The sequence below is a fragment of the Vibrio sp. V09_P4A23P171 genome (genome assembly GCF_963875615.1).
GTDB lineage: Bacteria > Pseudomonadota > Gammaproteobacteria > Enterobacterales > Vibrionaceae > Vibrio > Vibrio anguillarum.
The window spans coordinates 249,777-272,628 of record NZ_CAWNMR010000011.1; the positions used below are offsets into that span (position 1 = coordinate 249,777).

Annotated in this window: 18 protein-coding genes; 5 read left to right on the plus strand and 13 right to left on the minus strand. The window is 45.1% G+C overall.

What is annotated here, in order from left to right; genetic code table 11:
* Positions 1-86: 86 nt before the first annotated feature.
* From yqiA to nudF, 4 genes are read right to left on the minus strand one after another with little or no spacing between them, the layout of a single operon-like run.
* Positions 87-683: an esterase YqiA gene (yqiA, locus tag AACT23_RS05385; RefSeq protein ID WP_017042667.1), complete on the minus strand. Its 597-nt coding sequence runs from the start codon at positions 681-683 to the stop codon at positions 87-89.
* Positions 673-1,494 (minus strand): 3',5'-cyclic-AMP phosphodiesterase, encoded by an 822-nt coding sequence (cpdA, locus tag AACT23_RS05390; RefSeq protein ID WP_013856058.1) that lies wholly within the window; start codon positions 1,492-1,494, stop codon positions 673-675. The genes yqiA and cpdA overlap by 11 nt, the downstream gene beginning before the upstream one ends.
* Positions 1,495-1,541: 47 nt before the next feature.
* The gene (locus AACT23_RS05395) at positions 1,542-1,976 is read right to left on the minus strand and encodes a DUF1249 family protein (RefSeq protein WP_017042669.1); all 435 of its coding nucleotides are present in this window, start codon (positions 1,974-1,976) and stop codon (positions 1,542-1,544) included.
* Positions 1,964-2,593, minus strand: coding sequence for an ADP-ribose diphosphatase (gene nudF / locus AACT23_RS05400; RefSeq protein ID WP_017047451.1), 630 nt, complete (start codon positions 2,591-2,593; stop codon positions 1,964-1,966). Before nudF ends, AACT23_RS05395 begins: the two co-directional genes overlap by 13 nt.
* A 234-nt stretch (positions 2,594-2,827) precedes the next feature.
* Between nudF and tolC the strand changes: the two genes are divergently transcribed.
* Positions 2,828-4,135, plus strand: coding sequence for an outer membrane channel protein TolC (tolC, locus tag AACT23_RS05405; protein ID WP_064625882.1), 1,308 nt, complete (start codon positions 2,828-2,830; stop codon positions 4,133-4,135).
* Between the two features lie 84 nt (positions 4,136-4,219).
* Here tolC and hldE read toward each other — a convergent pair whose 3' ends face one another.
* The 4 genes from hldE to AACT23_RS05425 form a co-directional block, all read right to left on the minus strand.
* Entirely contained in the window at positions 4,220-5,650 is a 1,431-nt protein-coding gene (gene hldE, locus AACT23_RS05410; RefSeq protein ID WP_017050463.1) for a bifunctional D-glycero-beta-D-manno-heptose-7-phosphate kinase/D-glycero-beta-D-manno-heptose 1-phosphate adenylyltransferase HldE, read from the minus strand.
* Between the two features lie 63 nt (positions 5,651-5,713).
* Complete coding sequence (gene glnE, locus AACT23_RS05415) at positions 5,714-8,560, minus strand: bifunctional [glutamate--ammonia ligase]-adenylyl-L-tyrosine phosphorylase/[glutamate--ammonia-ligase] adenylyltransferase (RefSeq protein ID WP_094129876.1); 2,847 nt, start codon at positions 8,558-8,560, stop codon at positions 5,714-5,716.
* A gap of 126 nt (positions 8,561-8,686) precedes the next feature.
* Entirely contained in the window at positions 8,687-9,943 is a 1,257-nt protein-coding gene (locus AACT23_RS05420; protein ID WP_013856051.1) for a methyl-accepting chemotaxis protein, read from the minus strand.
* 382 nt (positions 9,944-10,325) lie between these two features.
* Complete coding sequence (locus AACT23_RS05425; RefSeq protein WP_026027277.1) at positions 10,326-11,849, minus strand: CYTH and CHAD domain-containing protein; 1,524 nt, start codon at positions 11,847-11,849, stop codon at positions 10,326-10,328.
* A gap of 204 nt (positions 11,850-12,053) precedes the next feature.
* Between AACT23_RS05425 and AACT23_RS05430 the strand changes: the two genes are divergently transcribed.
* From AACT23_RS05430 to AACT23_RS05440, 3 genes are all read left to right on the plus strand, one after another.
* The gene (locus tag AACT23_RS05430) at positions 12,054-12,734 is read left to right on the plus strand and encodes a TIGR00153 family protein (protein ID WP_013856047.1); all 681 of its coding nucleotides are present in this window, start codon (positions 12,054-12,056) and stop codon (positions 12,732-12,734) included.
* A 144-nt stretch (positions 12,735-12,878) separates the two neighbouring features.
* A complete protein-coding gene (locus AACT23_RS05435) occupies positions 12,879-14,138 on the plus strand; it encodes an inorganic phosphate transporter (protein ID WP_026027278.1) in 1,260 nt (419 codons plus the stop codon).
* A gap of 158 nt (positions 14,139-14,296) precedes the next feature.
* Entirely contained in the window at positions 14,297-14,905 is a 609-nt protein-coding gene (locus AACT23_RS05440) for a TIGR04211 family SH3 domain-containing protein (protein ID WP_026029138.1), read from the plus strand.
* A gap of 62 nt (positions 14,906-14,967) precedes the next feature.
* Here the strand turns inward: AACT23_RS05440 and AACT23_RS05445 are convergent, their stop codons facing one another.
* Both AACT23_RS05445 and AACT23_RS05450 read right to left on the minus strand, forming a co-directional pair.
* Positions 14,968-15,738 (minus strand): general secretion pathway protein GspB, encoded by a 771-nt coding sequence (locus AACT23_RS05445; RefSeq protein ID WP_094129879.1) that lies wholly within the window; start codon positions 15,736-15,738, stop codon positions 14,968-14,970.
* Positions 15,738-17,336 carry an ExeA family protein gene (locus AACT23_RS05450; protein WP_094129882.1) on the minus strand — a complete coding sequence of 533 codons (1,599 nt, stop codon included), beginning with the start codon at positions 17,334-17,336 and terminating at the stop codon, positions 15,738-15,740. Before AACT23_RS05450 ends, AACT23_RS05445 begins: the two co-directional genes overlap by 1 nt.
* Before the next feature lie 88 nt (positions 17,337-17,424).
* Between AACT23_RS05450 and AACT23_RS05455 the strand changes: the two genes are divergently transcribed.
* Positions 17,425-18,636 (plus strand): multifunctional CCA addition/repair protein, encoded by a 1,212-nt coding sequence (locus tag AACT23_RS05455; protein ID WP_094129885.1) that lies wholly within the window; start codon positions 17,425-17,427, stop codon positions 18,634-18,636.
* A 116-nt stretch (positions 18,637-18,752) separates the two neighbouring features.
* Here the strand turns inward: AACT23_RS05455 and eno are convergent, their stop codons facing one another.
* The 3 genes from eno to mazG all read right to left on the minus strand — a co-directional run bounded on the left by eno (position 18,753) and on the right by mazG (position 22,795).
* Positions 18,753-20,054 (minus strand): phosphopyruvate hydratase, encoded by a 1,302-nt coding sequence (gene eno, locus AACT23_RS05460; protein WP_013856041.1) that lies wholly within the window; start codon positions 20,052-20,054, stop codon positions 18,753-18,755.
* A gap of 79 nt (positions 20,055-20,133) precedes the next feature.
* The gene (locus AACT23_RS05465) at positions 20,134-21,774 is read right to left on the minus strand and encodes a CTP synthase (RefSeq protein WP_013856040.1); all 1,641 of its coding nucleotides are present in this window, start codon (positions 21,772-21,774) and stop codon (positions 20,134-20,136) included.
* Positions 21,775-21,997: 223 nt separating this feature from the next.
* Positions 21,998-22,795 (minus strand): nucleoside triphosphate pyrophosphohydrolase, encoded by a 798-nt coding sequence (gene mazG, locus AACT23_RS05470; RefSeq protein WP_088732852.1) that lies wholly within the window; start codon positions 22,793-22,795, stop codon positions 21,998-22,000.
* Between the last annotated feature and the right edge of the window lie 57 nt (positions 22,796-22,852).

Here is a 22,852-nt window from a genome sequence, read left to right on the forward strand (position 1 = left end):
AGAACATAGTCTGGAAGAGCCTTGCTTATGTCAAGCGAGATAAGTAAGTTACAGGTAAAATTATGACTCCCCCCTCAATGAATCGGTCAGAGATCTAGGAATTCGATGATTTGTCGCGGATATCGCTCAAAGTTCACAAAACTATGATCGCCGCCAAATTCAACCGTCTGTTTTGCTCCCGTCAATTTAGCGACGGCTTGACGGTAATCTAAGACTTCATCACCCATTTGTTGCAACAACCAAAATGACGTGACGTCATTAATTTTAACCTCTAATGCTTTGAGCTCTTCAATATGTTTCGCCTCTAGCCGATAGTGCTCTTGCGTGTAGGGGTTGACTTGTTCGCCTAAAAAATTGACCAATAATTCATACGGTTTGATTGCTGGGTTTATCACCACGGCACGAAAACCAAACAAATGGTTTAACCAAATAGACAAATACCCGCCTAATGAACTCCCCACCAGCGCAATACGATATTGATCTTGATGTTGATGAATAAGATCAAGTAGATATTCCGCAGCTTGCGCGGGAAAACTGGGTAACTTAGGCACCATCACTTTGATATCAGGACGCTGCATTTGGCAATACTTCACCATCACTTGTGCTTTGTGCGACAGCGGCGAGCTATTAAAGCCGTGAATATAAAGCAGCATAGGTTGACGAGTAGGCATCTCAGTATCCATTAGCGTTAAAATCCGGTTGGAATGCGCCGTTAGCTAAACGTTTGACCTGAGTTTCTATTTGACCATCAGCAGATAGCGTCAATTCACGCCATCCTGGGGAAGTACGATCCAAAGCAAAATCATCTGAATTGGGCTTAAATTGTACACAGGTCGAGGGAGTGGCCATCACTCGGACACCGTGATGGAGTTTATCCATATTTTGATGAACATGACCACACAGGACGGCTTTCACATTGCGATGTTGCGTGACGATATTCCAAAAAGCATCGCTGTCTTTAAGGCTATGTTGATCGAGCCAGGCGCTCCCCACCAATAGAGGATGATGATGCAGCACAATCAAGGTGTGTCGCTGATGGTGCGTCGATAATTTTTCGTCAAGTAAAGCCAATTGTTGATCGCTCAGCCGTCCATGCGGTACGCCCACCACTTGAGAATCGAGCATCACCATCTGCCAGTGTTCACCGAGTAATACATGCTCCGACTGTTGAATCTGCTCTGACGGGAATACGGCGCCCATATTGGGTTTAAAGTCGTGATTGCCGGGAAGCCAAAAACAAGTTTTTTCTAATGAAGAAATACCACGAGAGAAACGAAGATAAGACTCAGCACTATGATCTTGCGAGATGTCACCCGTAGCCAGAATTGCATCAAATTCAACATGTTGCGCGCAAATCTCTGCCACAACAGCATGAAAGCTATCTACCGTATTAACACTCAACAGGCTGCCATCATCCGGCGCAAACAGATGCGTATCGGTAATTTGTAGCAGCTTGATGCTGTCTGAATTGTCTAGAGTTGGCGACACGTTCAAAATTTATTAATCCAAATTGAATGACTAATTTTCATCTATGACGAAGACTAAATTGGAGCTCGACTAATCCCGTGCTTTAAACAGAAAGTAAGCCAATCGCCTAAAAAGCGATTGATTTGCGCTTTCTCATCTTTTTGCATCATTTGTTCATTCGGGTAATCATAGCGAGCTTTGATCTGATTTATCCGCGCACTTGCACACACTTCGGAAACACGTGCATCGTGGTAAAGCCTGACAGACATCGACGGTAATGGAAATACTGAAACGTCATCACTCTGACAAATCTCCACTAAAGTTGTGTACTTTGTGACCTCTAGCACTTGTAATTGATAGGTCATTTGAGCGGCCTGATAACAGCGTAAGTCACCCACGCTCGGCTGACTTGGTAACAAAGCGTTCAATTTCGCGTAGTTAGTTTCGTACACACGCATTAGTTCCGACAAATCAACGTGATACGGTTTTTTCAATGCTAATTCTGCCATTGCAATTGTAACTGTTGATAGTTTAGCTCTAACCATTGTAAAGCGATAATTGAGGCACCATTCTCAATTTGGCCGTTTTTCACTAAGCGGTAAGCCTCTTCACGGCTCATGACATGAACTTTGATGTCTTCACCTTCATAGTCAAGCCCATGTACGCCTTTAGCTTGCGTTGCATCGATTTCACCAACAAAGACGTCGAGTAATTCAGAGCATCCGCCAGATGATGGATAATAAGAGCTAATTTTTTCAATTCGGTTCACTTCGATTCCCGCCTCTTCCATCGCCTCTCGACGAATAACCTGCTCGGACGTTTCATCAGGGTCGATGACTCCAGCAACAATCTCCAGTTGCCAAGGATGGGCGTGCTCTAGTGCTCCAACTCGAATTTGCTCTATAATCACGACTTCATCACGCGCAGGATCATAAGGAAGCATAGCCGCAGCATGACCTCTTTCAAACATTTCTCTTTCAATCTCCTCACTCCATCCACCTTCAAACAACTTGTGTTTAAAGCGGTATTTCACCATGCGGAAAAAACCTTGGAACAGTGTTTCTTTTGAAATGACGTCCACATCTTGGGGCGTAAAAATGTTGTACTGTTTGTCAGACTGCTGCATTTGAAACCTCGCTCAGTGAATCTCATAGTTTAATCATGGAATTCATCCATCACCAAGGATATTGCTCAACTTTTTATATAAATTTTATATTTATTTTTAAACGAGCATCGAATTTTATTGCACAGATGGACAGTTATGTGTAAAAAAGTGCAAAGTTTCGAGTGAATTACCACCAATTTAAGTTAAACTCCTTAAAAGTAACCTTCTTACATATTAAGGCAGGGAATAGGACCAATGAAAAAACTGCTTCCACTATTCATCAGCGCAGCATTAGGCAGCCTGAGTTCTTCAGTATGGGCGGATACTCTTACTGAAATCTATAATCAAGCCAAAGAAAATGATCCTCAGTTACTGAGCTCTGCAGCTCAACGTGATGCTGCATTTGAAGCGGTAACATCTAGCCGTGGCGATCTTTTACCACAGATCAACCTGACTGCTGGTTACAATATCAACCGCAGCGATACTGATTCACGTGAAAGCGATAAGCTCACAGCAGGCATCAGTTTCTCTCAGCAGCTTTATCAACGTTCAAGTTGGGTTTCTTTAGACACGGCAGAAAAGAATGCACGCAAAGCGGATTCTGCCTATGCGGCCACCCAGCAAGGTCTAATTTTACGCGTTGCACAAGCCTATTTTGAAGTGCTTCGCGCCAAAGATAACTTGGCATTTGTCCGTGCAGAAAAAGCGGCAGTGGCTCGTCAATTAGAGCAAACGAAACAACGTTTTGAAGTCGGTCTTTCTGCAATTACTGACGTGCATGACGCACAAGCGCAATACGATGGCGTGCTTGCTGATGAAGTTTTGGCAAAAAATAGCCTCACTAATAGTTATGAAACCTTGCGTGAAATTACCGGCCAAGAACATTCTGATTTAAGTGTGTTGGATACTAATCGTTTTTCAGCCAGCAAAACAACGCAGCCGATTGATGCTCTGCTTGAAGAAGCCCAACAGAAAAATCTCTCTTTGCTGACCGCTCGTATTGCTCAAGATGTCGCGAAAGATAATATTTCATTAGCAAGTTCAGGGCACTTACCCTCACTGACTCTTGATGGCGGCTACAAGTACGGTGATGAAAGCAACGATAACAGCAACTCTCAAGGGGATTACAACGATTTCAATGTTGGGATCAACCTTAATGTGCCGCTGTACACCGGTGGAAAAACCACGTCGAAAACCAAACAAGCTGAATTTGCGTACGTTGCTGCAAGCCAAGATTTAGAACAGACGTATCGCAGCGTTGTGAAAGATGTACGCGCATTTAACAACAACATCAATGCCTCTATTGGCGCTTTACGTGCTTATGAACAGTCAGTTATTTCAGCGAAATCAGCACTGGAAGCGACCGAAGCAGGGTTTGATGTCGGTACGCGGACTATTGTTGATGTGCTTGATTCAACGCGCCGTCTCTACGATGCGAATAAAAATCTCTCTAACGCACGTTATGACTATGTGCTGAGCGTACTGCAATTGCGTCAAGCAGTAGGCACCTTGAGCGAGCAAGATATTTTAGATATCAACGCTGGCTTAAAAGCAGACAGCTAAAAAGTAAAAGCCGCTGACAATTCAGCGGCTTTTTTGTAGTGATTGGCTCATTTTATACAAAATGCCAAAGGATACGGCGCGATGTTAGCCTCTGCCGCCTTTAATCGCTTCAATAATTTCTGTGGTTGAGCAACCATCTTCAAAGTTCAACACTTTGACTTCTCCACCCGCAGCAATCACTTCTTCACCACCAGCGATATCTTCAGGTTTATAGTCACCACCTTTCACCAGTAAGTTAGGTAGTACAGCCGCAATCAAACGCTGTGGCGTATCTTCAGAAAAAGGAACCACCCAATCGACAGCGCCCAATGCAGCCAGCACCGCCATGCGGCGATCCGTTGTATTGACTGGGCGACCTGGGCCTTTCAAACGCTTAACCGACTCATCCGTGTTAACGGCAACAATCAGGCGATCGCCTAATTTGGCTGCGTGGTTAAGATAAGAAACATGTCCTGCATGCAAAATATCAAAGCAACCATTGGTCATTACCACCTTTTCGCCCTGAGCTTGAGCCACTTTTACCGCATCAATTAAGGCTTGTTCACTGATGACACCATAATCAGTATCTTTGCTACCGTGAACCGCTTCCGCTAGTTCAATGGTTGAAACGGTTGACGTGCCCAGTTTACCAACCACAACACCCGCCGCCGCATTGGCTAATGCACACGCTTCATCAAGTGGTTTACCTGCTGCAACTGATGCTGCAAGCACTGAAATCACCGTATCTCCAGCGCCCGTTACGTCATACACTTCTTTGGCTAATGTTGGTAAATGGAATGGCTTCTGATTGCGTTGTAACAGTGTCATGCCATGTTCGCTGCGAGTCACCAACAGTGCGCCAAGATCAAACTGTTCAATCAAGGCAAAGCCTTTTTCTACTAGCTCTTGCTCTGTTTTTACTTTGCCTACGACCTGTTCAAATTCAGACATGTTAGGTGTGAGCAATGTTGCGCCACGATAACGTTCGAAATCGGCTCCTTTAGGATCGATAAAAACGGGAATGTTGGCTGCACGTGCTTTTTGGATTAATTGCTGCACATGCTCTAATGCGCCTTTGGCGTAATCGGACAAGATCACCGCTTTTACTTTCGGTAACGCCAGCTCCATGCGAGATAAAATCAGTTCTGGATCGGTGTTCTCAAACTTATCTTCGAAATCCAAACGGATCAGTTGCTGGCCTCGGCTTAGCACGCGTAATTTTGTAATGGTTGGATAATTTGGCAGAGCAACAAAATCACAACTCACTTTCAACGCTGTTAACGTTTCAGTCAGAACGTTAGCAGGCTCATCCACGCCAGTTAAACCAACAATGTGCGCATGACCGCCCAGCGAAGCAATGTTCATTGCAACGTTTGCCGCGCCGCCTGGACGTTCTTCGCTATTCTCTACTTTTACTACAGGAACGGGGGCTTCTGGTGAGATGCGACCAGTTGGGCCATACCAGTAGCGATCAAGCATCACATCGCCAATAATCAATACACCTGCATCATTGTAGTCAGGTAGGATTGGTTTCATTGTGGATCTCCAATTTTTGTTATTGCGCTGAGTGTAACACAGCTCATTGAGTCTCTAAAACACTCAACCTAGCCACTGCTGCCAAGCGTTTGTGACTCGTTTTCGCAGGTCAACAAACTTACTTTCGTCAACATCCGCATCCAAGTTAAGCAAGTTTCGATGATGGATCTGATTGCGCATTGAGGTATAGGCATCGGTGAGAGCCAGCGCTTGTTCTTCCTCCATAACACCTTGGTTCAGCAGTGACTCAAAAATGCGTACGTTGTCTGACCAAAACGTCAATTTTGGCTTTTCATGGCTAAAACGCAGCACTAGATATTGAGCTAAAAACTCAATATCAGTGATGCCACCAGCATCTTGTTTAAGCATAAAGCGGCCACTTTTCTTTCCCCCCAAATGATCGCGCATTTTTATCCGCATCGCGACTACATCCTGCTTGAGCTTGGTTTCATCTCTTGCCAATGACAAAATCTCATGACGGGTGCGATGGAAAGCCTGTTGCAGTGGCTCATCACCATAAATCATTCGGGCACGAACTAAGGCTTGGTGTTCCCACGTCCACGCTTCATTGCGCTGGTATTCATCAAACGCTTCAGCGGGGCTAACTAACAAACCGGACGCTCCGGACGGGCGCAAACGAGTATCAACTTCATACAAAATACCAGAAGCGGTACGAGTAGCAAAAATGTGGATCACGCGCTGGGCTAAGCGCAAATAAAACTGACGGCCATCAATCTCTTTTGCGCCATCGGTGTAACAATCCACCGGGCAGTCATGGAGAAACACGATATCAAGATCGGAATTGTAACCCAACTCCCAGCCCCCTACTTTGCCATAGCCAACGACTGCAAACCCTTTACCATCCCTCTCTTTTAAATGAGTGGGTTGGCCGTATTTTGCACTGACTTGCTGCCAAGCTTGGTTGATCACGGCTTCAACGATGGCTTCAGCAAGGTAGGTTAAGTGATCGCTCACTTTCATCACAGGCAAAGCACCGGCAATATCAGCAGCAGCAATACGCAAAATGCAGATCTGCTTAAATTGGCGTAATCCTTCCATTTGCTGCTCCATATCCTCTTCGGGAATACGAGCAAGAAAATCACGCAGTTCAGTTTTATAAGCAGACAACGCCATTGGATTATAGAGATGCTGCGGGTCGATAAGTTCATCGAGTAAAATGGGGTAACGACTAAGCTGTTCCGAAATCATCGGGCTTGCGGTACATAAACGCACCAGCTGCGTCAATGCCGCAGGGTGTTCATCTAGCAGCTCAAGGTAAGTGGTTCGAGTCACAATTTTGTACATCAAATGCAGCACACGAGGTAAGCCAAACTGCGCATCTGGATGAATGAAAATCGCTTGGAACAGTTTTGGCATCAACCGGTTTAATACATCTCGTCCGCGTGGACCCAGCGTTTTTTTCGCCAAATCCTCTTTAAATTGGATCAATACATGCACCATGCCGGCAGGATCATCACAGGTAAGCTCTTGTTGAAAAATCGTTTCAAGCACATCAGGCTTGTGCGCCATATCCCACAGCTCGTGAAAATGTTTAGCAACGCACTGGTCATCATCTTCTTCATCATCGCCAATCAGAGTTGCAAATACTTGATGTACTTTGGTCATGTGTTGATGCGTTTCGTGAAACAGCGTTACCCAGTCAGTGCATTGCATTGCAACGGCTAAGCGAAGTTGATCCAGTTCATTGTCTGGAAAGGTTTGCATCTGCTTGTCGGCCATCGCTTGCAATAGGTTCTCAAGGCGACGTAAAAACAGATAAGCTTGTCGTAAATCGGCCACTTCTTGCGGTTTGAGCAGGGCAAGTTCTTCTATTGCAACCAGTGTTTCTAATAGTCCACGCTGACGTAAACTGGGTTCTCGTCCACCACGAATTAACTGAAATACTTGTGCGATGAATTCAATTTCGCGGATCCCGCCTGCGCCTAATTTGATGTTGTTATGCAGCCCTCGACGTCTCACTTCGCTGCTGATCATCGATTTCATACGGCGCAGAGATTGAATGGCGCTAAAATCGATGTAGCGGCGGAACACAAATGGTCGCAGCATTTGACGCAGCTCTTGGTACTGCGGATACATTTCCCGCCCCATTACTCGAGCTTTGATCATCGCATAACGCTCCCAATCACGCCCTTGCTCTTGGTAATAATCTTCGAGCGCCGCATAGCTCATCACCAGTGGGCCACTTTCACCAAAAGGACGCAAACGCATATCAACTCGGTAGCAAAAACCGTCAAAGGTATGTTGATCCAACGCTTTAATGATTCGCTGGCCTAAACGGGTAAAAAATTGCGCATTCGCGATGCTGCGGCGAGCGCCTTGTGTTTCACCGTTTTCAGGATAAGTAAAAATGAGGTCGATATCCGATGAGAAGTTCAACTCACCGCCACCTAACTTGCCCATGCCGATGATCAGCATAGGTTGTGCTTCACCTTGGTCGTTAGTTGGCGTTCCCCACTCGAAGCAGCAAACAGCGTACTGCCACTGGTAAGTCTCAAAAATGAGTGCTTCCGCCAGTGCTGAAAGATGTGCAAGGCTCTCTTCTAATGTCCAACTGGCGGTGAAATCTCGCCAAGCGATGTACACCATTTCCCGGTTACGAAACTGACGCAAAATACGATGCCCTGACATTTCATCTTTGCACTCTTCTAGCTGTATAGCGAGATCGTCTCGGTAATGCTCTAGCCTTGACTCTCCCGCCAACATTTCCGGTAATTGCATACACAACCGTTCATCTCGCAATAATGCTTCATTGATAAACTGGCTCATCCCGACCACATACAACAGCTGTTTTTTCAATGGCTCGGACCACTGTGCAATGCTCGGTTGTTGCTCTAGCAAATGTTGATAGGTTGTGTGCGCAAAAGCGTGAAGTGATGAAGGCAGTAACATGAGACATCCTTGTGAATTGAGACCAATGCAGTCGCTAGAAGGCTATTTATAGCAAACTTATATCAATAAAAAACGCCCAACAACAAGAATTGTGGGCGTTGATTGAAGGATCGAATTTCTACAGAGTTAGACTTTGAACATCGTAATTTTCCGATCTAACTCTTCAGCGTTGCTTTGCATGATCTCTGATGTTTCAAGCAACTCACCAACTACTGTTACTGAGGCTTCAACGAGCTCCCTCACATTGGTTAGATTTTGGTCCATTTCCTGAGCCACGCTAGTTTGCTGCCCAGCGGCCGTTGCGATTTGGATATTCATGTCATTGATCCGTTGCACTTGATTCACAATACCATCTAATTCAGTGCCCGCATTCGTAACCAGCTCAACTCCTTCAGCCGCTTCAACTACACTTTTTTCCATTAAATCAACAGCTGAATTGGCACTATTTTGTAATTGAGAAATCATCTCTTGGATCTCAATCGTCGCTTTTTGGGTGCGCTGCGCTAAGTTACGCACTTCATCGGCCACCACCGCAAAACCACGCCCAGCTTCACCAGCCCGAGCCGCTTCAATGGCAGCATTGAGCGCGAGTAGGTTGGTTTGCTCGGAAATACTTTGGATGGTTCCAACAACACTGCCAATCGCAACCACTCGTTCTTCAACTTGGTTGACGGCTTGCGCTGATGCCGCGATATCCTTCGATAGCTCACTCATCTTAGTGATGGTGCCTTTGACAAAACGCTGACCAGTTTCTGCTTGACCTGACGCTTGCTCGGTTAGTGCTGATGCATTTTGTGCATGCTCTGCGACCGTTTGCACCGTGGATGTCATTTCACTCATGGCGGTGGCCAATTGGTCAATTTCGTTAAACTCTTCTTGAGCCGAATCTTTGGTTTCTGACATGCTGATGGTCATGACTTCGGTAAGTGACGAAAGCTCTTGTGAGGCATCCACTTGCATCTTAATGACATCTTGCAACTGGCGGCGGGTTTTCTCAAGCTCTCGCGCAACGTCGCCGTACTCATCTTTACATTCCATATTAATCGGTGTGGAAAGATCACGACTTGCCATCAACTTAATTGAATCACTTAAATATTGTGTTTGGCGTAGCATGACTTTGGCTGCGGCGAGTAAAAGCACAACAAAAACGATGATCATGAATGCCGTTTGCCATACTACTTGAGTCAAATAAGCATCATAGTGTTGCTGAGCGATTTCGGTATTCTGAGTTGCTGCAAGCAGTGATTCGTAAAAAGTACGAGCATCCCAAAGCTGCTTTGCGATGATCAATACTGTACTAAACACCATCAGCATAACCATTTTAGGAACGAGACGAATATCGGTAATCAAACGTTCCCATGGCTTAAATGCCATTGTTGCCATTGTCAGTTCTCCACTATGTCTTATATGTTGAAATTTCGGTAAGTAAGCAAACTCAAAAACTAAAAAAGCTATTTATTTTGAGCTTCGTATGAAAAAAGATGATATCAAAGATGAGACAAATCCAATGTGTTTATTGTTGCTGATCCACTCACTCATGGCATTATTTGTGATCTCAGGCTTGTTGTTCATCTCTGTCAATCATGATACCTGTTAGGTTTCTATCGACCCTGATTTTTTGAACTGTAGTCGTTTCGTTGTGCAACCTGTTGGAGATTTGATCTCATCCACAAATCAATTGTAATTAATGAAACTAAATGAGCAGAGATATAAAAAAAGAGACACCGCAGTATCTCTTTTTCATTTTGGCTGTGAGCCATGTTGATTAGCGACTTTTACGCCAATAAGGCTCGGCTTCAATGCCAATTTGTCGCGTCTGCTCCATCGCATGAACAATGGAGTTTTGTTGGCGAATCAGCCATCGCTTGAGTTGTTCTTGTTCGTCTTCTTGCAACTTGTCGATCAAATTCTCTAGCGGCTTGAGCATTAATAAATCATCTATTCCTTGCAGTAAATCAGCCCAAGGGAGACGGAAGTTTTTGCGTTCTTCAATATCATAAAGGCTCGCAAAACCGATGCCAGTGTAGAGATTACGCATTAAACGATACTGCTGATCAATATACTCTTGAGGGCTTAGCTCAACTTTAGGAGGAAAAGCTTCCATTAACTCGGCCCATGTGCGATCCAACTGCTTCACCGAAAACGAACCGACGTTACGCGCCATTTTTTCTCTGGCTTTATCGTCCAAGAAGGGTTGCCATCCACGGCTCAAAATCCAACGACTGAGATCAAGCAGTAACCCAGTATACCGCGCCGAACTGAGTAGCTTTAAGTTTTCTTCCCGATTAGGTAGTGCCTCTTGCTGCTCTTTTAACTCGGCGATGATAAATTTACGAGCGTCCAGTTTACGCAGTGCGTGGCCTTTATCTTCAAGCAGATTTGTTAGGTAGTCATGAGTTTTTAACCACGATAACTCTTGCTCCAACCATTTTAATTCCTGACGTAAAATAGCGCTGGCGCGACGTGGCACAATGCCGCCATAAATGCTCAAGATCTGGCGTAAAAAACTGGTGGCGTGGCTTATCTCATGTAACGCCGGAATTGAATCGCGCTCGGTGTAGATCTGTTCATGGTGATGCCAATGGGATAATGCATGCTCTAGCGAGTGAATAAAACACTCTTCCACGCTGTCAGTACTGATTGTATTGACCAAGGTTAAGGCATGAACTTCATCACCTTGATAACCAGACGCAAGACGATAGCCTCGCGCCGCTTTACTCAAGTTACCCAGACGCATACCACCGTGCTCACAAAACTGGCGAGCTAACGTAAACAAAGCATCCGTTTGCCCCGATTTCAACTCCAGCTCCACTTCGCAGATAGGTTCTTGTTTTTCACCTGCAACGACAAAGCCTTGATCGAAAGCCACTTCAACTTGGCTGCCATCGGCCATGCCAATCAACCACTGCTCGCGTGTGAAGTTGGTCGAAAATAGAGGCATAAGTTCAGATTGTAAGGTCGTAATATCTTTACCTTGTGGCCAGATATCTTCCGGATGAAGCGTCAAGTTCGGTTCATTGCTGTTGTGCTCAGCATTGTATTCTGGTCTTTGGTGCAACCCTGCAACGACTCGACCCGCCGTTTTAACAGTTTGAACATACACATCATCAAAGCGACGAATACGAAGCCCTGTGTCGTGTTGACGCAACCAGTTGTCAGGTGTATCGAAGTAAGTGTTCCCTAACGCTCGACAACTGTGCTGAAGTACTTTGATTTCAGAGATCTTGTAACGCAAAATTTCCGAAAATTCTGGTGAAACAAAAAACTTCAGTTCTATCTCGGTTTCCATAACTAACCCTTTCAAAGCAGATAGCGAAAGAATATGGCCTAATGCACAGTGGGGCAAGTAACAAATATCACCGGAATGATGATCTAAAACAGTTTTAATGAGAGATTTAATGGGTTAACATGCGCGCCTTTATAGCCATCGCTCAACATTTCGCCATGAATGGTGTATGTTATTTTAAGGTTATATTTTTTAGGTTGAACGACCATGCCAGTAAATACAATTATGGGGTTATTTGCAAAGTCCCCTATAAAGCCTTTGCAGCGCCACGTTGTGTGTGTGAATGAATGTTGCTCTCACTTAGTCAATTTCTTTGAAGTTTGTTCAAAGGGTGACTGGGAGAAAGCAGGTGAAATTCGAGCCCAAATTTCTCATTTAGAGAAAGAAGCGGACGTACTCAAGCGTGAAATTCGTCTTAAACTACCACGCGGTTTATTTATGCCTGTCGATCGTACTGACATGCTAGAGCTGTTAACTCAGCAAGATAAACTGGCCAACCTTGCAAAAGATATTGCAGGCCGTGTCTACGGTCGTCAATTGATCATCCCAGAGCCTCTTCAAGAAAACTTCATTGCCTACGTAAAACGCTGCCTTGATGCAGCAAATCAAGCGCAAAAAGTGATCAATGAGCTCGATGAGTTATTGGAAACAGGATTTAAAGGTCGTGAAGTCACACTGGTGGCGGAAATGATCAATCAACTGGATGTGATTGAAGATGACACCGATGCGATGCAGGTTCGACTCCGCCAACAATTAATGGCTATTGAGTCGAAAATGAATCCGATCGATGTAATGTTCTTGTACAAAATTCTAGAATGGGTGGGCGGCATTGCCGATCAAGCTCAGCGCGTTGGCGCTCGTCTTGAACTAATGCTTTCTCGCTCTTAAATCAGTAAGTTAACCAAATAACGAAGAGTAAAACTTGATCCATCAGCTTAGGCGTTGATTATTTTCTCCGCTGATGGTTTTGACTCGCTTCGAGAAAATGAGTCCAGTTATGCTCCGCTTGTTATCAAAAGACTAGGTATTACGATGGATATCCTTGCGAACTACGGCACTGTCCTGATTCTTGTTGCAGCCGCTTTTGGCTTCATGATGGCGATTGGTATTGGTGCAAATGATGTTGCTAATGCAATGGGAACTTCAGTAGGCTCAAAAGCGCTAACCGTAAAACAAGCTATTATCATTGCGATGATTTTTGAATTCGCTGGTGCATATTTAGCGGGTGGTGAAGTAACCGAAACCATTCGTAACAGCGTCATCGAACCCGCACTTTTCGCTCACCAACCCGACGTTCTTGTTTATGGCATGATGTCTGCACTTCTCGCCGCCGGAACATGGTTATTGCTGGCTTCATACATGGGTTGGCCTGTATCAACGACTCACTCTATCATCGGCGCCATTATCGGATTTGCCTGCATATCTGTCGGCCCAGAAGCGGTTGATTGGGCCTCAGTAAAAGGCATCGTAGGCAGTTGGATTGTCACCCCAGTCATTTCTGGTTTGTTCGCCTACTTAATCTTCGTCAGTGCTCAACGATTGATTTTCGATACTGAAAATCCACTGATGAATGCCAAACGCTTTGTTCCTATTTATATGTTCATCACCACTATGGTGATCGCACTGGTTACCATCAAAAAAGGCCTTAAACATATAGGCTTACACCTGAGCACTGGTGAAGCATGGTTATGTTCTGCGGCGTTATCAGGCCTTGTTATGGTCGGTGGTTACTACTACATCAAGAGAAAATTTGCCAACCGCGAAGAAGACCATGGGTTTTCCGGTGTTGAGAGCATCTTTAGCGTATTGATGGTGATCACTGCGTGTGCAATGGCTTTTGCGCATGGTTCAAATGATGTAGCTAACGCGATTGGTCCTCTGTCTGCGGTGGTTTCAACTGTTGAAAGCTTGGGGGCTGTTAGTGCTAAAAGCTCAATTGCTTGGTGGATTTTGCCACTGGGTGGTTTTGGTATTGTGGTTGGCCTAGCTACCCTTGGTCACAAAGTGATGGCGACGGTCGGTACGGGTATCACTGAACTGACGCCAAGCCGTGGCTTTGCTGCTCAGTTGGCAACAGCGTCAACGGTCGTATTGGCATCAGGTACTGGCCTTCCAATCTCAACTACACAAACACTTGTTGGTGCGGTATTAGGGGTTGGTTTTGCTCGTGGAATTGCGGCATTGAATCTAGGTGTGGTGCGTAATATCGTTGCTTCATGGATTGTCACCTTGCCAGCAGGCGCTTTACTTGCGGTCATTTTCTTCTATGCCCTGCAAGCAATATTTGGCTAATACAATAAGTCAATAGATTGTAAGTGCAATGTCATTAATTGACTCAAACGCACAGAAAGGGAGGCTTAGCCTCCCTTCTTTGTTGCACCAATCAACGAAACTTCTTAATATTTGTCGAAAGCATTTTAATACCTCATTTGATAGCTAAAGGACTTATCGTGAAAAAACTGATCTGCATGGTTTTACTGACCATGTTGGCTGCGCCAACGTTTGCGCAAGACCGCTATATTGCGGACAAACTCTTTACTTATATTCATTCAGGTCCAAGTAACCAATTTCGCATTCTCGGTAGCATCGATGCAGGAGACAAAGTAAAGCTGCTTGATGTTAATAACGATACTGGTTATAGCCAGATTGCCGATGAGAAAGGCCGCACGGGTTGGGTTGAAAGCCGTTTTGTCACTCGCCAAGAAAGCATGGCGATGCGTTTGCCTAAATTGGAGAGTGAGCTGGCCGAAGTGAAAAGTAAATTGGCCAATGCAAAGCAAAATGCAGACAGTGAAAAAGCCGGATTGGCCAATTCATTAGAGGCTCGCAATCAACAAATTTCAGAGTTAGAACAAAACTACAGTGATATCAGTAAGCAGCTCACTGATTCACAAACTGAAATTCGCGAACTGCGCGCTAAGCTGGATACTCAGAAAGAGGATCTACTGCTTAAATACTTTACTTATGGGGGCGGCGTAGCGGGTATTGGTCTGCTACTTGGACTAATTTTGCCACACATTATCCCACGCCGTAAGAAACACCCTTCTGGTTGGGCATAATCTCCCTAACAGACTGGATCTATCACTTGAAAAACGGTCACCAGAGAAAGGTGACCGTTTTTTTATCCTTTCCAATCATAAAGAGCTGGGATTTCAATCAATTCACCATCGAAACGTATCAAGGTCGATTGCGGATTAATCTCGACTAATTGCACACCATTCACCACATCATCACCTACCTTTCGCTCTACGCCATTAATTTTTACCCATCGTTTATCTGTACGACTTGAATAAACGTGAGTCTGGAAATTCAGCGCTGGGATACGACCTGAAAAGGTATCAAGATGTTCTGTGAGCAGAAGATGATCTTTTGATGTGTCTCCTACAAGTACGACTTGATCTTTGCCTTGAATCGCCAACTCAACTCGTTGTACCAATTCCGGGGATAATTGACTTAAGTCGAGATCATTAAGGCCAAACTCCTGATCTGCGTTTTTATCTCGCCGCGGCTCACTAGTCGTCAACTGGGTACCATGTAAAGGAGTAAATGGCGGCGTAGAGCTTGTCTCGGTAAGTGTTTTCACTCGTGGTGTATTGGTTTGTAACTCACCAAAGTCAGGGTATTCCAGAACTTGGTAAGCCCCCTCTTGTTGCACAACTTGTGGCGCATTGCGCTTCAATTGTTCTAGCTCATCGATTCGAGCTTGGTATGAATGATAAATAAGATAACCGCAGCAGAGTAACGATGGAGCAAACAACACGGTAAGCGATGATTTCGAGCACCATGAAGATGGCAAGGATTGATTAAACACTGCCACATGAGAAGAGTGCGGCAAGCTTTTGCTCTGGTGGCTCAGCTCTGATTGCTCTAATGCTTTAAGCACTTGCGACATTATCCTTGCTCCTTAGTAATGAGAAGGCGAGGTGCGTTGTGTTGAGTCAATAGCTCAAGCCGACTTATAGTGCGAGCCCCAGCAATACCATCGCTGTCCATTTTTTGCCAGCGTTGGAAAAAAGCTACTTTGCGCTTTACCTCACCATCAAATTGTTGATGCCCTGTAGCTTGCTCTCCCAGTAACTGAGACAATTTTTGGTCAAGCAGTTCAACATCATCTCCTTGCATGCCCTGCTTCAACGTTCGGAGTAAATCGTGCTGCCAAATGTAGTGATATTCTCCTGTCCATACGTCATTGAGCTGACTTTGGTTAATTTGCACATGCTTTCCTGACATTAACAATTGCACCTGCTCAGCATTGATCTGGTACAGCACCGCATAAGCTTGTGTTTGCTCCGCAGCTAAAGTGAGCACCACTGGCAAATTTAACTGCTTTAATTGGTTGAAATCACCCTGCATACGCTGACATTGAAAGCGTCCTTGTGCTTGAGCATCACAAAAACTATCGGCCAAAGATGCACTGTAACCCCACACTTTATAAAGATCGCTAATGGCCGATTCCAATGCCTTCGAGCGTTCTAGATCTTGTTCCAATTGAGCACTGATCACCACTTGAGTGATCGGTTTAGGTAATTCAGGGGAAGGCAACGCAAAGCGCATCATGCGATCAATCCATGGCGGGCTAAACCACGCAATGAACACAGCTAACATTAAGCCCGCAATGAGAGGAGAGCGATACGATATTGAAGACGGTACGAGGCGAGCATGAGGCGACTGATAGACCGAAGACTGAAAATTCATGACCTCTTGACCCGCGGTACGCACTAATTCAAATGAGAGCGCTTTCACGCCCTGCTGATAGGCTAACTTGAAACTCGCATCGCATACTAAGTTAATTAAACGCGGAATACCGTGGGTCTGTTCCGCTATCCATTTGATACTTTTCTGATCAAACCAATCCTTGTGACCGCCGGCTAACGCTAAACGAAAGTGGATGTACTGCTCTGTCTCTTGAACATTGAGAGGCAGCAAGTGATAACGACCGGTAATACGTTGCGCAAGTTGGCGTAATTGAGGTAATTGCAATTTTTGTTGTAACTCAGGCTGACCAATCAATAAAACCTTAAGTAACTTACGGCTCTCCGTTTCAAGGTTAGTCAGTAGTCGCAACTGTTCCAGTACATCGGCGGCCAGATGCTGCGCCTCATCTATCACTAATAGCGTCTGTTTCCCTTGCGCGTGGTTATGCAGTAAATGATGATAAATTACTTGGCTAAGCGCCTTTAAACTCCCTGAAGATGGGTAAGACAGCGCAAACTCATCACAAATCGCTTCAAGCAACTCGATGTTCGAAAAAGTTGGATTTAAAATAAACCCCGCCTGAGTACTATCATCGAGTGCCGCAAGCATCGCTCTTGCGATGGTTGTTTTGCCAGTCCCCACTTCGCCAGTTAATAGCGCAAAACCACCACCATCACCCAGCCCTGCTTGTAAATGTTGCATCGCTTCACGATGACGATGGCTCAAAAATAGGTAACGAGAGCTCGGTACAATTGAAAATGGCGACTCGGTAAATCCAAAAAATTCCTTATACATTCTCTCGTCTCTATCATTTCACTGTGATGAAAAGTACCATTACTAACATCAATCGCCAATGGCGTTTCAGCATATTTAAGGTAATCCGGTGCAAGTATACTTAGTTGGGGGCGCGGTACGCGATCAGTTGCTCCATATTGATATCTATGACAAAGATTGGGTTGTAGTAGGCAGCAGCCCAGAGCAAATGCTGGCCACTGGTTTTACTCCTGTAGGAAAAGATTTTCCCGTATTTCTTCACCCGAAAACGAAACAAGAGTATGCCCTTGCTCGCACTGAGCGCAAAACTGGCGCTGGCTACACAGGCTTTGCCTGCTACTACGCACCTGATGTGACTTTGGAAGAGGATCTCGCCCGCCGCGATCTGACCATTAACGCCATTGCACAAGATAACGCTGGTAAGCTTATTGACCCCTATGGCGGCCAGCGCGATCTGCACAATCGCCTACTGCGCCATGTTTCTGATGCCTTTATCGAAGATCCACTACGCGTCCTTCGCGTGGCTCGTTTTGCGGCCAAATTCGCACATTTAGATTTTACCATTGCCGATGAAACCATGGCACTGATGAAACAAATAACGCAATCAGGTGAGTTGCAACACTTAACCGCCGAGCGCGTATGGCAAGAGTGGCAGAAATCACTGGCCACTCAGCATCCAGAAATATTTCTTTCTGTTTTATATGAATGCGGTGCACTTAAAGTGGTATTACCCGAACTGGATCGCCTGTTTGGTGTTCCTCAACCGGAAAAATGGCATCCTGAAATTGATACCGGAGTACACACCTTGATGGTTGCAGCGCAAGCGGCGAAGCTCTCTTCATCGATAGTGGTTCGTTTTGCAGCGCAAGTGCATGACTTAGGCAAAGGAGTCACACCTAAAAGCGAATGGCCCAGCCATAAAATGCACTGTCACACAGGAGTTAACATCATTAAAGCCTTGTGCGAGCGGGTGCGTATTCCAAATGAGTGTAAAGAGTTGGCACTGCTCGTCTGCGAGCAGCACTCCAATATTCATCGAGCGGCAGAATTAAAACCCAGTACCAAACTCAAAATACTCGATAAACTCGATGCATGGCGCAAGCCTGAGCGCTTGCAGGACGTTTTACTTTGTTGTCAGGCCGATCATGCGGGTCGATTAGGTTGCGAAGAGACCCCTTATCCGCAACGCGATATTTTTCTCAAAGCCTATCAAGCGGCACTGAGTGTCGATGTACAACAGGTGATCCGTGATGGTTTTCAAGGGAAAGCGATCAAAGAAGAGCTGGATAAACGACGGATCGCAGCGATTAGCGCGGTGTAAATCTTTCCCTTCTTAACTCGCAATTCAAAATGCGAGTTGCGATAGCAGAAAAAACAAAACGCCCTGCATTGCAGGGCGTTCTTTAAAGTAATGATGCTAAGCTGTACCCCGTGGGATTAAGCTTGGCCTTTCACTTCTTTAAGACCGTTGAAAGGAGCACGACCAGCTAGCGCTTCTTCAATACGGATTAGTTGGTTGTACTTAGCAACACGGTCAGAACGGCTCATAGAACCCGTTTTGATTTGACCTGCAGCTGTACCTACTGCTAGATCAGCGATAGTTGCATCTTCAGTTTCGCCAGAACGGTGAGAGATTACCGCTGTGTAACCAGCATCTTTAGCCATCTTAATTGCAGCTAGAGTCTCAGTTAGAGAACCGATTTGGTTGAACTTGATAAGGATTGAGTTAACGATACCTTTCTCAATACCTTCTTTAAGGATCTTAGTGTTAGTAACGAATAGATCATCACCCACTAGCTGAATTTTGTCGCCTAGAAGTTCAGTTTGGTGTTTGAAACCAGTCCAATCAGACTCGTCCAAACCGTCTTCGATAGAAACGATTGGGAATTGCTCAACAAGGCCCGCTAGGTAGTGGTTGAACTCTTCTGAAGTGAACGTTTTGCCTTCACCTTTCATGTTGTAGATGCCAGCGTCTTTGTCGAAGAATTCAGATGCTGCACAGTCCATCGCTAGAGTGATGTCTTTGCCTAGCACGTAGCCAGCCGCTGCAACCGCTTCTGCGATAACTTCTAGCGCTTCAGCGTTAGATTTTAGGTTAGGAGCGAAACCACCTTCGTCACCAACAGCAGTGTTGTAGCCTTTTGACTTCAGAACTTTAGCTAGGTTATGGAATACTTCTGCACCCATACGTACTGCTTCTTTAAGAGTTTTTGCGCCAACAGGTTGGATCATAAACTCTTGGATGTCTACGTTGTTATCTGCGTGCTCACCACCGTTGATGATGTTCATCATTGGTAGAGGCATAGAGAATTGGCCAGCAGTACCGTTTAGCTCAGCAATGTGCTCGTATAGAGGCATGCCTTTCGCAGCCGCAGCCGCTTTTGCGTTCGCTAGAGAAACCGCTAGGATTGCGTTCGCACCGAAGTTAGATTTGTTTTCAGTACCATCAAGGTCGATCATCACTTGGTCGATAGCTGCTTGATCTTTAGCATCTTTACCAACTAGAGCATCAGCAATTGGGCCGTTTACAGCTGCAATCGCTTTAAGAACACCTTTACCTAGGAAACGTGATTTGTCACCGTCACGTAGCTCAAGAGCTTCGCGAGAACCAGTAGATGCACCAGATGGCGCAGCTGCCATACCTACGAAACCGCCTTCTAGGTGAACTTCAGCTTCTACTGTTGGGTTACCACGTGAGTCGATGATTTCGCGACCTAGAACTTTAACGATCTTAGACATTAATGTTTCCTCTCGTTGAATTTAAATGTCAAAACTATAAAGGGCAGCAGCACAACAATTGCAACTGCCCGTATCCTTGTTACTTCTCTGATTCACCGCGTTGGAACTCACCTGCCGCTTTAATAAAGCCTGCAAATAGTGGGTGACCATCACGAGGGGTTGACGTGAATTCTGGGTGGAACTGAGCTGCTACAAACCATGGGTGAGCAGGGTTCTCAATCACTTCAACTAGCTTCTTATCAGCAGACAGACCTGATACTTTCAAGCCAGCTTTTTCGATCTGCGGACGAAGTTTATTATTAACTTCATAACGGTGACGATGACGTTCATGAATGGTTGCACTACCGTAAAGCTCATACGCTTTGGTGCCTTTCTCTAAGTGGCATAGCTGCGAACCAAGGCGCATAGTACCACCAAGATCAGACTTTTCAGTACGCTCTTCTACGTTACCTTCGTCATCTACCCATTCGGTGATCAAGCCTACCACAGGGTATTGAGTCTCTTTGTTAAATTCTGTTGAATGCGCACCTTTCATACCCGCAACGTTACGCGCGTATTCGATCAGCGCCACTTGCATACCTAGACAAATCCCTAGGTAAGGAACTTTGTTTTCGCGGGCATATTGCGCAGCAAGAATTTTGCCTTCGATACCGCGATCACCAAAACCGCCAGGTACGAGGATTGCGTCCAAACCAGTCAGCACTTCCGCACCTTTGGTTTCAACGTCTTGAGAATCGATGTATTTGATTTTCACGCTCAAACGGTTTTTCAAACCTGCGTGTTTCAGTGCTTCGTTAACCGATTTGTAAGCATCAGGCAATTCAATGTATTTACCGACCATCCCGATCACCACTTCAGCGGTTGGGTTAGCCTCTTCGTAAATCACTTGTTCCCATTCAGAAAGATCCGCTTCCGGTGCTTTAATACCAAAACGGTTACAAACGATATCATCCAAACCTTGAGCTTTGATCAGTTGAGGGATCTTGTAGATAGAATCAACATCTTTCATCGAGATAACGGCTTTTTCAGGCACGTTACAGAACAAAGCAATTTTCTTACGTTCGTTCGCTGGGATAACGCGATCGCTACGACAAACCAAAATATCAGGCTGAATGCCGATAGAAAGCAGCTCTTTAACTGAATGTTGAGTCGGTTTGGTTTTCACTTCACCAGCAGCGGCAAGGTAAGGAACTAAAGTCAGGTGCATAAACATCGCGTGTTCACGGCCCACTTCAATCGCAAGCTGACGAATCGCTTCCATAAATGGCAATGACTCGATATCACCAACGGTTCCGCCCACTTCAACGATAGCGACATCGTGACCTTCAGAGCCTGCGATAACGCGATCTTTAATCGCATTAGTGATGTGTGGAATAACCTGAATCGTTGCACCTAGGTAGTCACCACGGCGCTCTTTACGCAATACATCGGCATAAACACGACCAGCAGTAAAGTTATTGCGCTTGGTCATTTTGGTACGAATAAAACGTTCGTAGTGACCAAGGTCAAGGTCAGTTTCAGCGCCATCTTCCGTGACAAACACTTCACCATGTTGAGTTGGGCTCATTGTGCCTGGGTCAACGTTGATGTAAGGGTCAAGCTTCATCATAGTCACTTTAAGACCACGAGCTTCTAAAATCGCCGCAAGAGATGCTGCCGCAATACCTTTACCTAGAGAGGATACAACCCCGCCAGTAACAAAAATGTAATTTGTCGTCATGTTTAACCTGAAATTGGTTGAATGAGGGAAATGGATTTCTTCTGGACGGGATAAAAATATACCAGAAGCCCTTATTCGCTACAACGTGAAATCTATCACACTGTCATTTTTTATTTTTTGCTTCAAATCAAAGAGCACCGCTTGATATGGCTTATCACACCACTCAAATGAGTCAAATTTGTCTCAATGGGTCGGTTTTATTGTGGATTGCCAACACAGGGTATTACTTCGACTCCAAGCGCTTCACTTCATTCCACATCGCATCCAATTCTTCGAGAGAAAAATCGGTCAAGGTTTTGTGCTGACGTGCCACCAGCATTTCAATGCCTTTAAATCGACGTGAAAACTTTCGATTTGCTTTATTTAACGCCACTTCTGGATCAATTTTTAAGTGCCGAGCAAAGTTAACGGTGGCAAATAATAGATCGCCCATTTCATCCTCTACTCGAACCGGATCAGGGTTGATTTGCAACGCCTCTTCCATGACTTCTTCGATCTCTTCTTGGACTTTATCAACCACTGGGCCGATAGAATCCCAATCAAAGCCATATTGGGCACACTTTTTTTGAATCTTTGTAGCACGTAAAAGAGACGGAAAAGCGTGTGGTATTGAGTCTAGAATACTTTGATCTTTTTTTCCTGCTTGTACTTTTTCTTTGGCTTTTTCAGCTTCCCAATTGGCGTTGATTTGCGCTTCATCCTCAAACTTGGCACCCGAAAAAACATGAGGATGGCGGCGCGTAAGTTTTTCATTCACCGTTTCAACAACTTGCGAGAAATCAAACAACCCTTGCTCTTTCGCCATTTGACTATAAAAAATAACTTGAAATAGCAAGTCACCTAATTCTTCTTTGAGATTAGGCCAATCTTGGTTGTGGATCGCTTCCACCACTTCATAGGTCTCTTCGATTGTGTAAGGAACAACCGTGTCAAAAGTTTGCTTGATATCCCAAGGACAACCTGTTTTTGGGTCACGCAACTGTGCCATGATCTGTTCCAGTTGTTCGATTGGGTGGCTCATTTATCCGCTCCTTACATCAATATTTAAAATAAAAAAGCGAGCAGTCATTGCCACTCG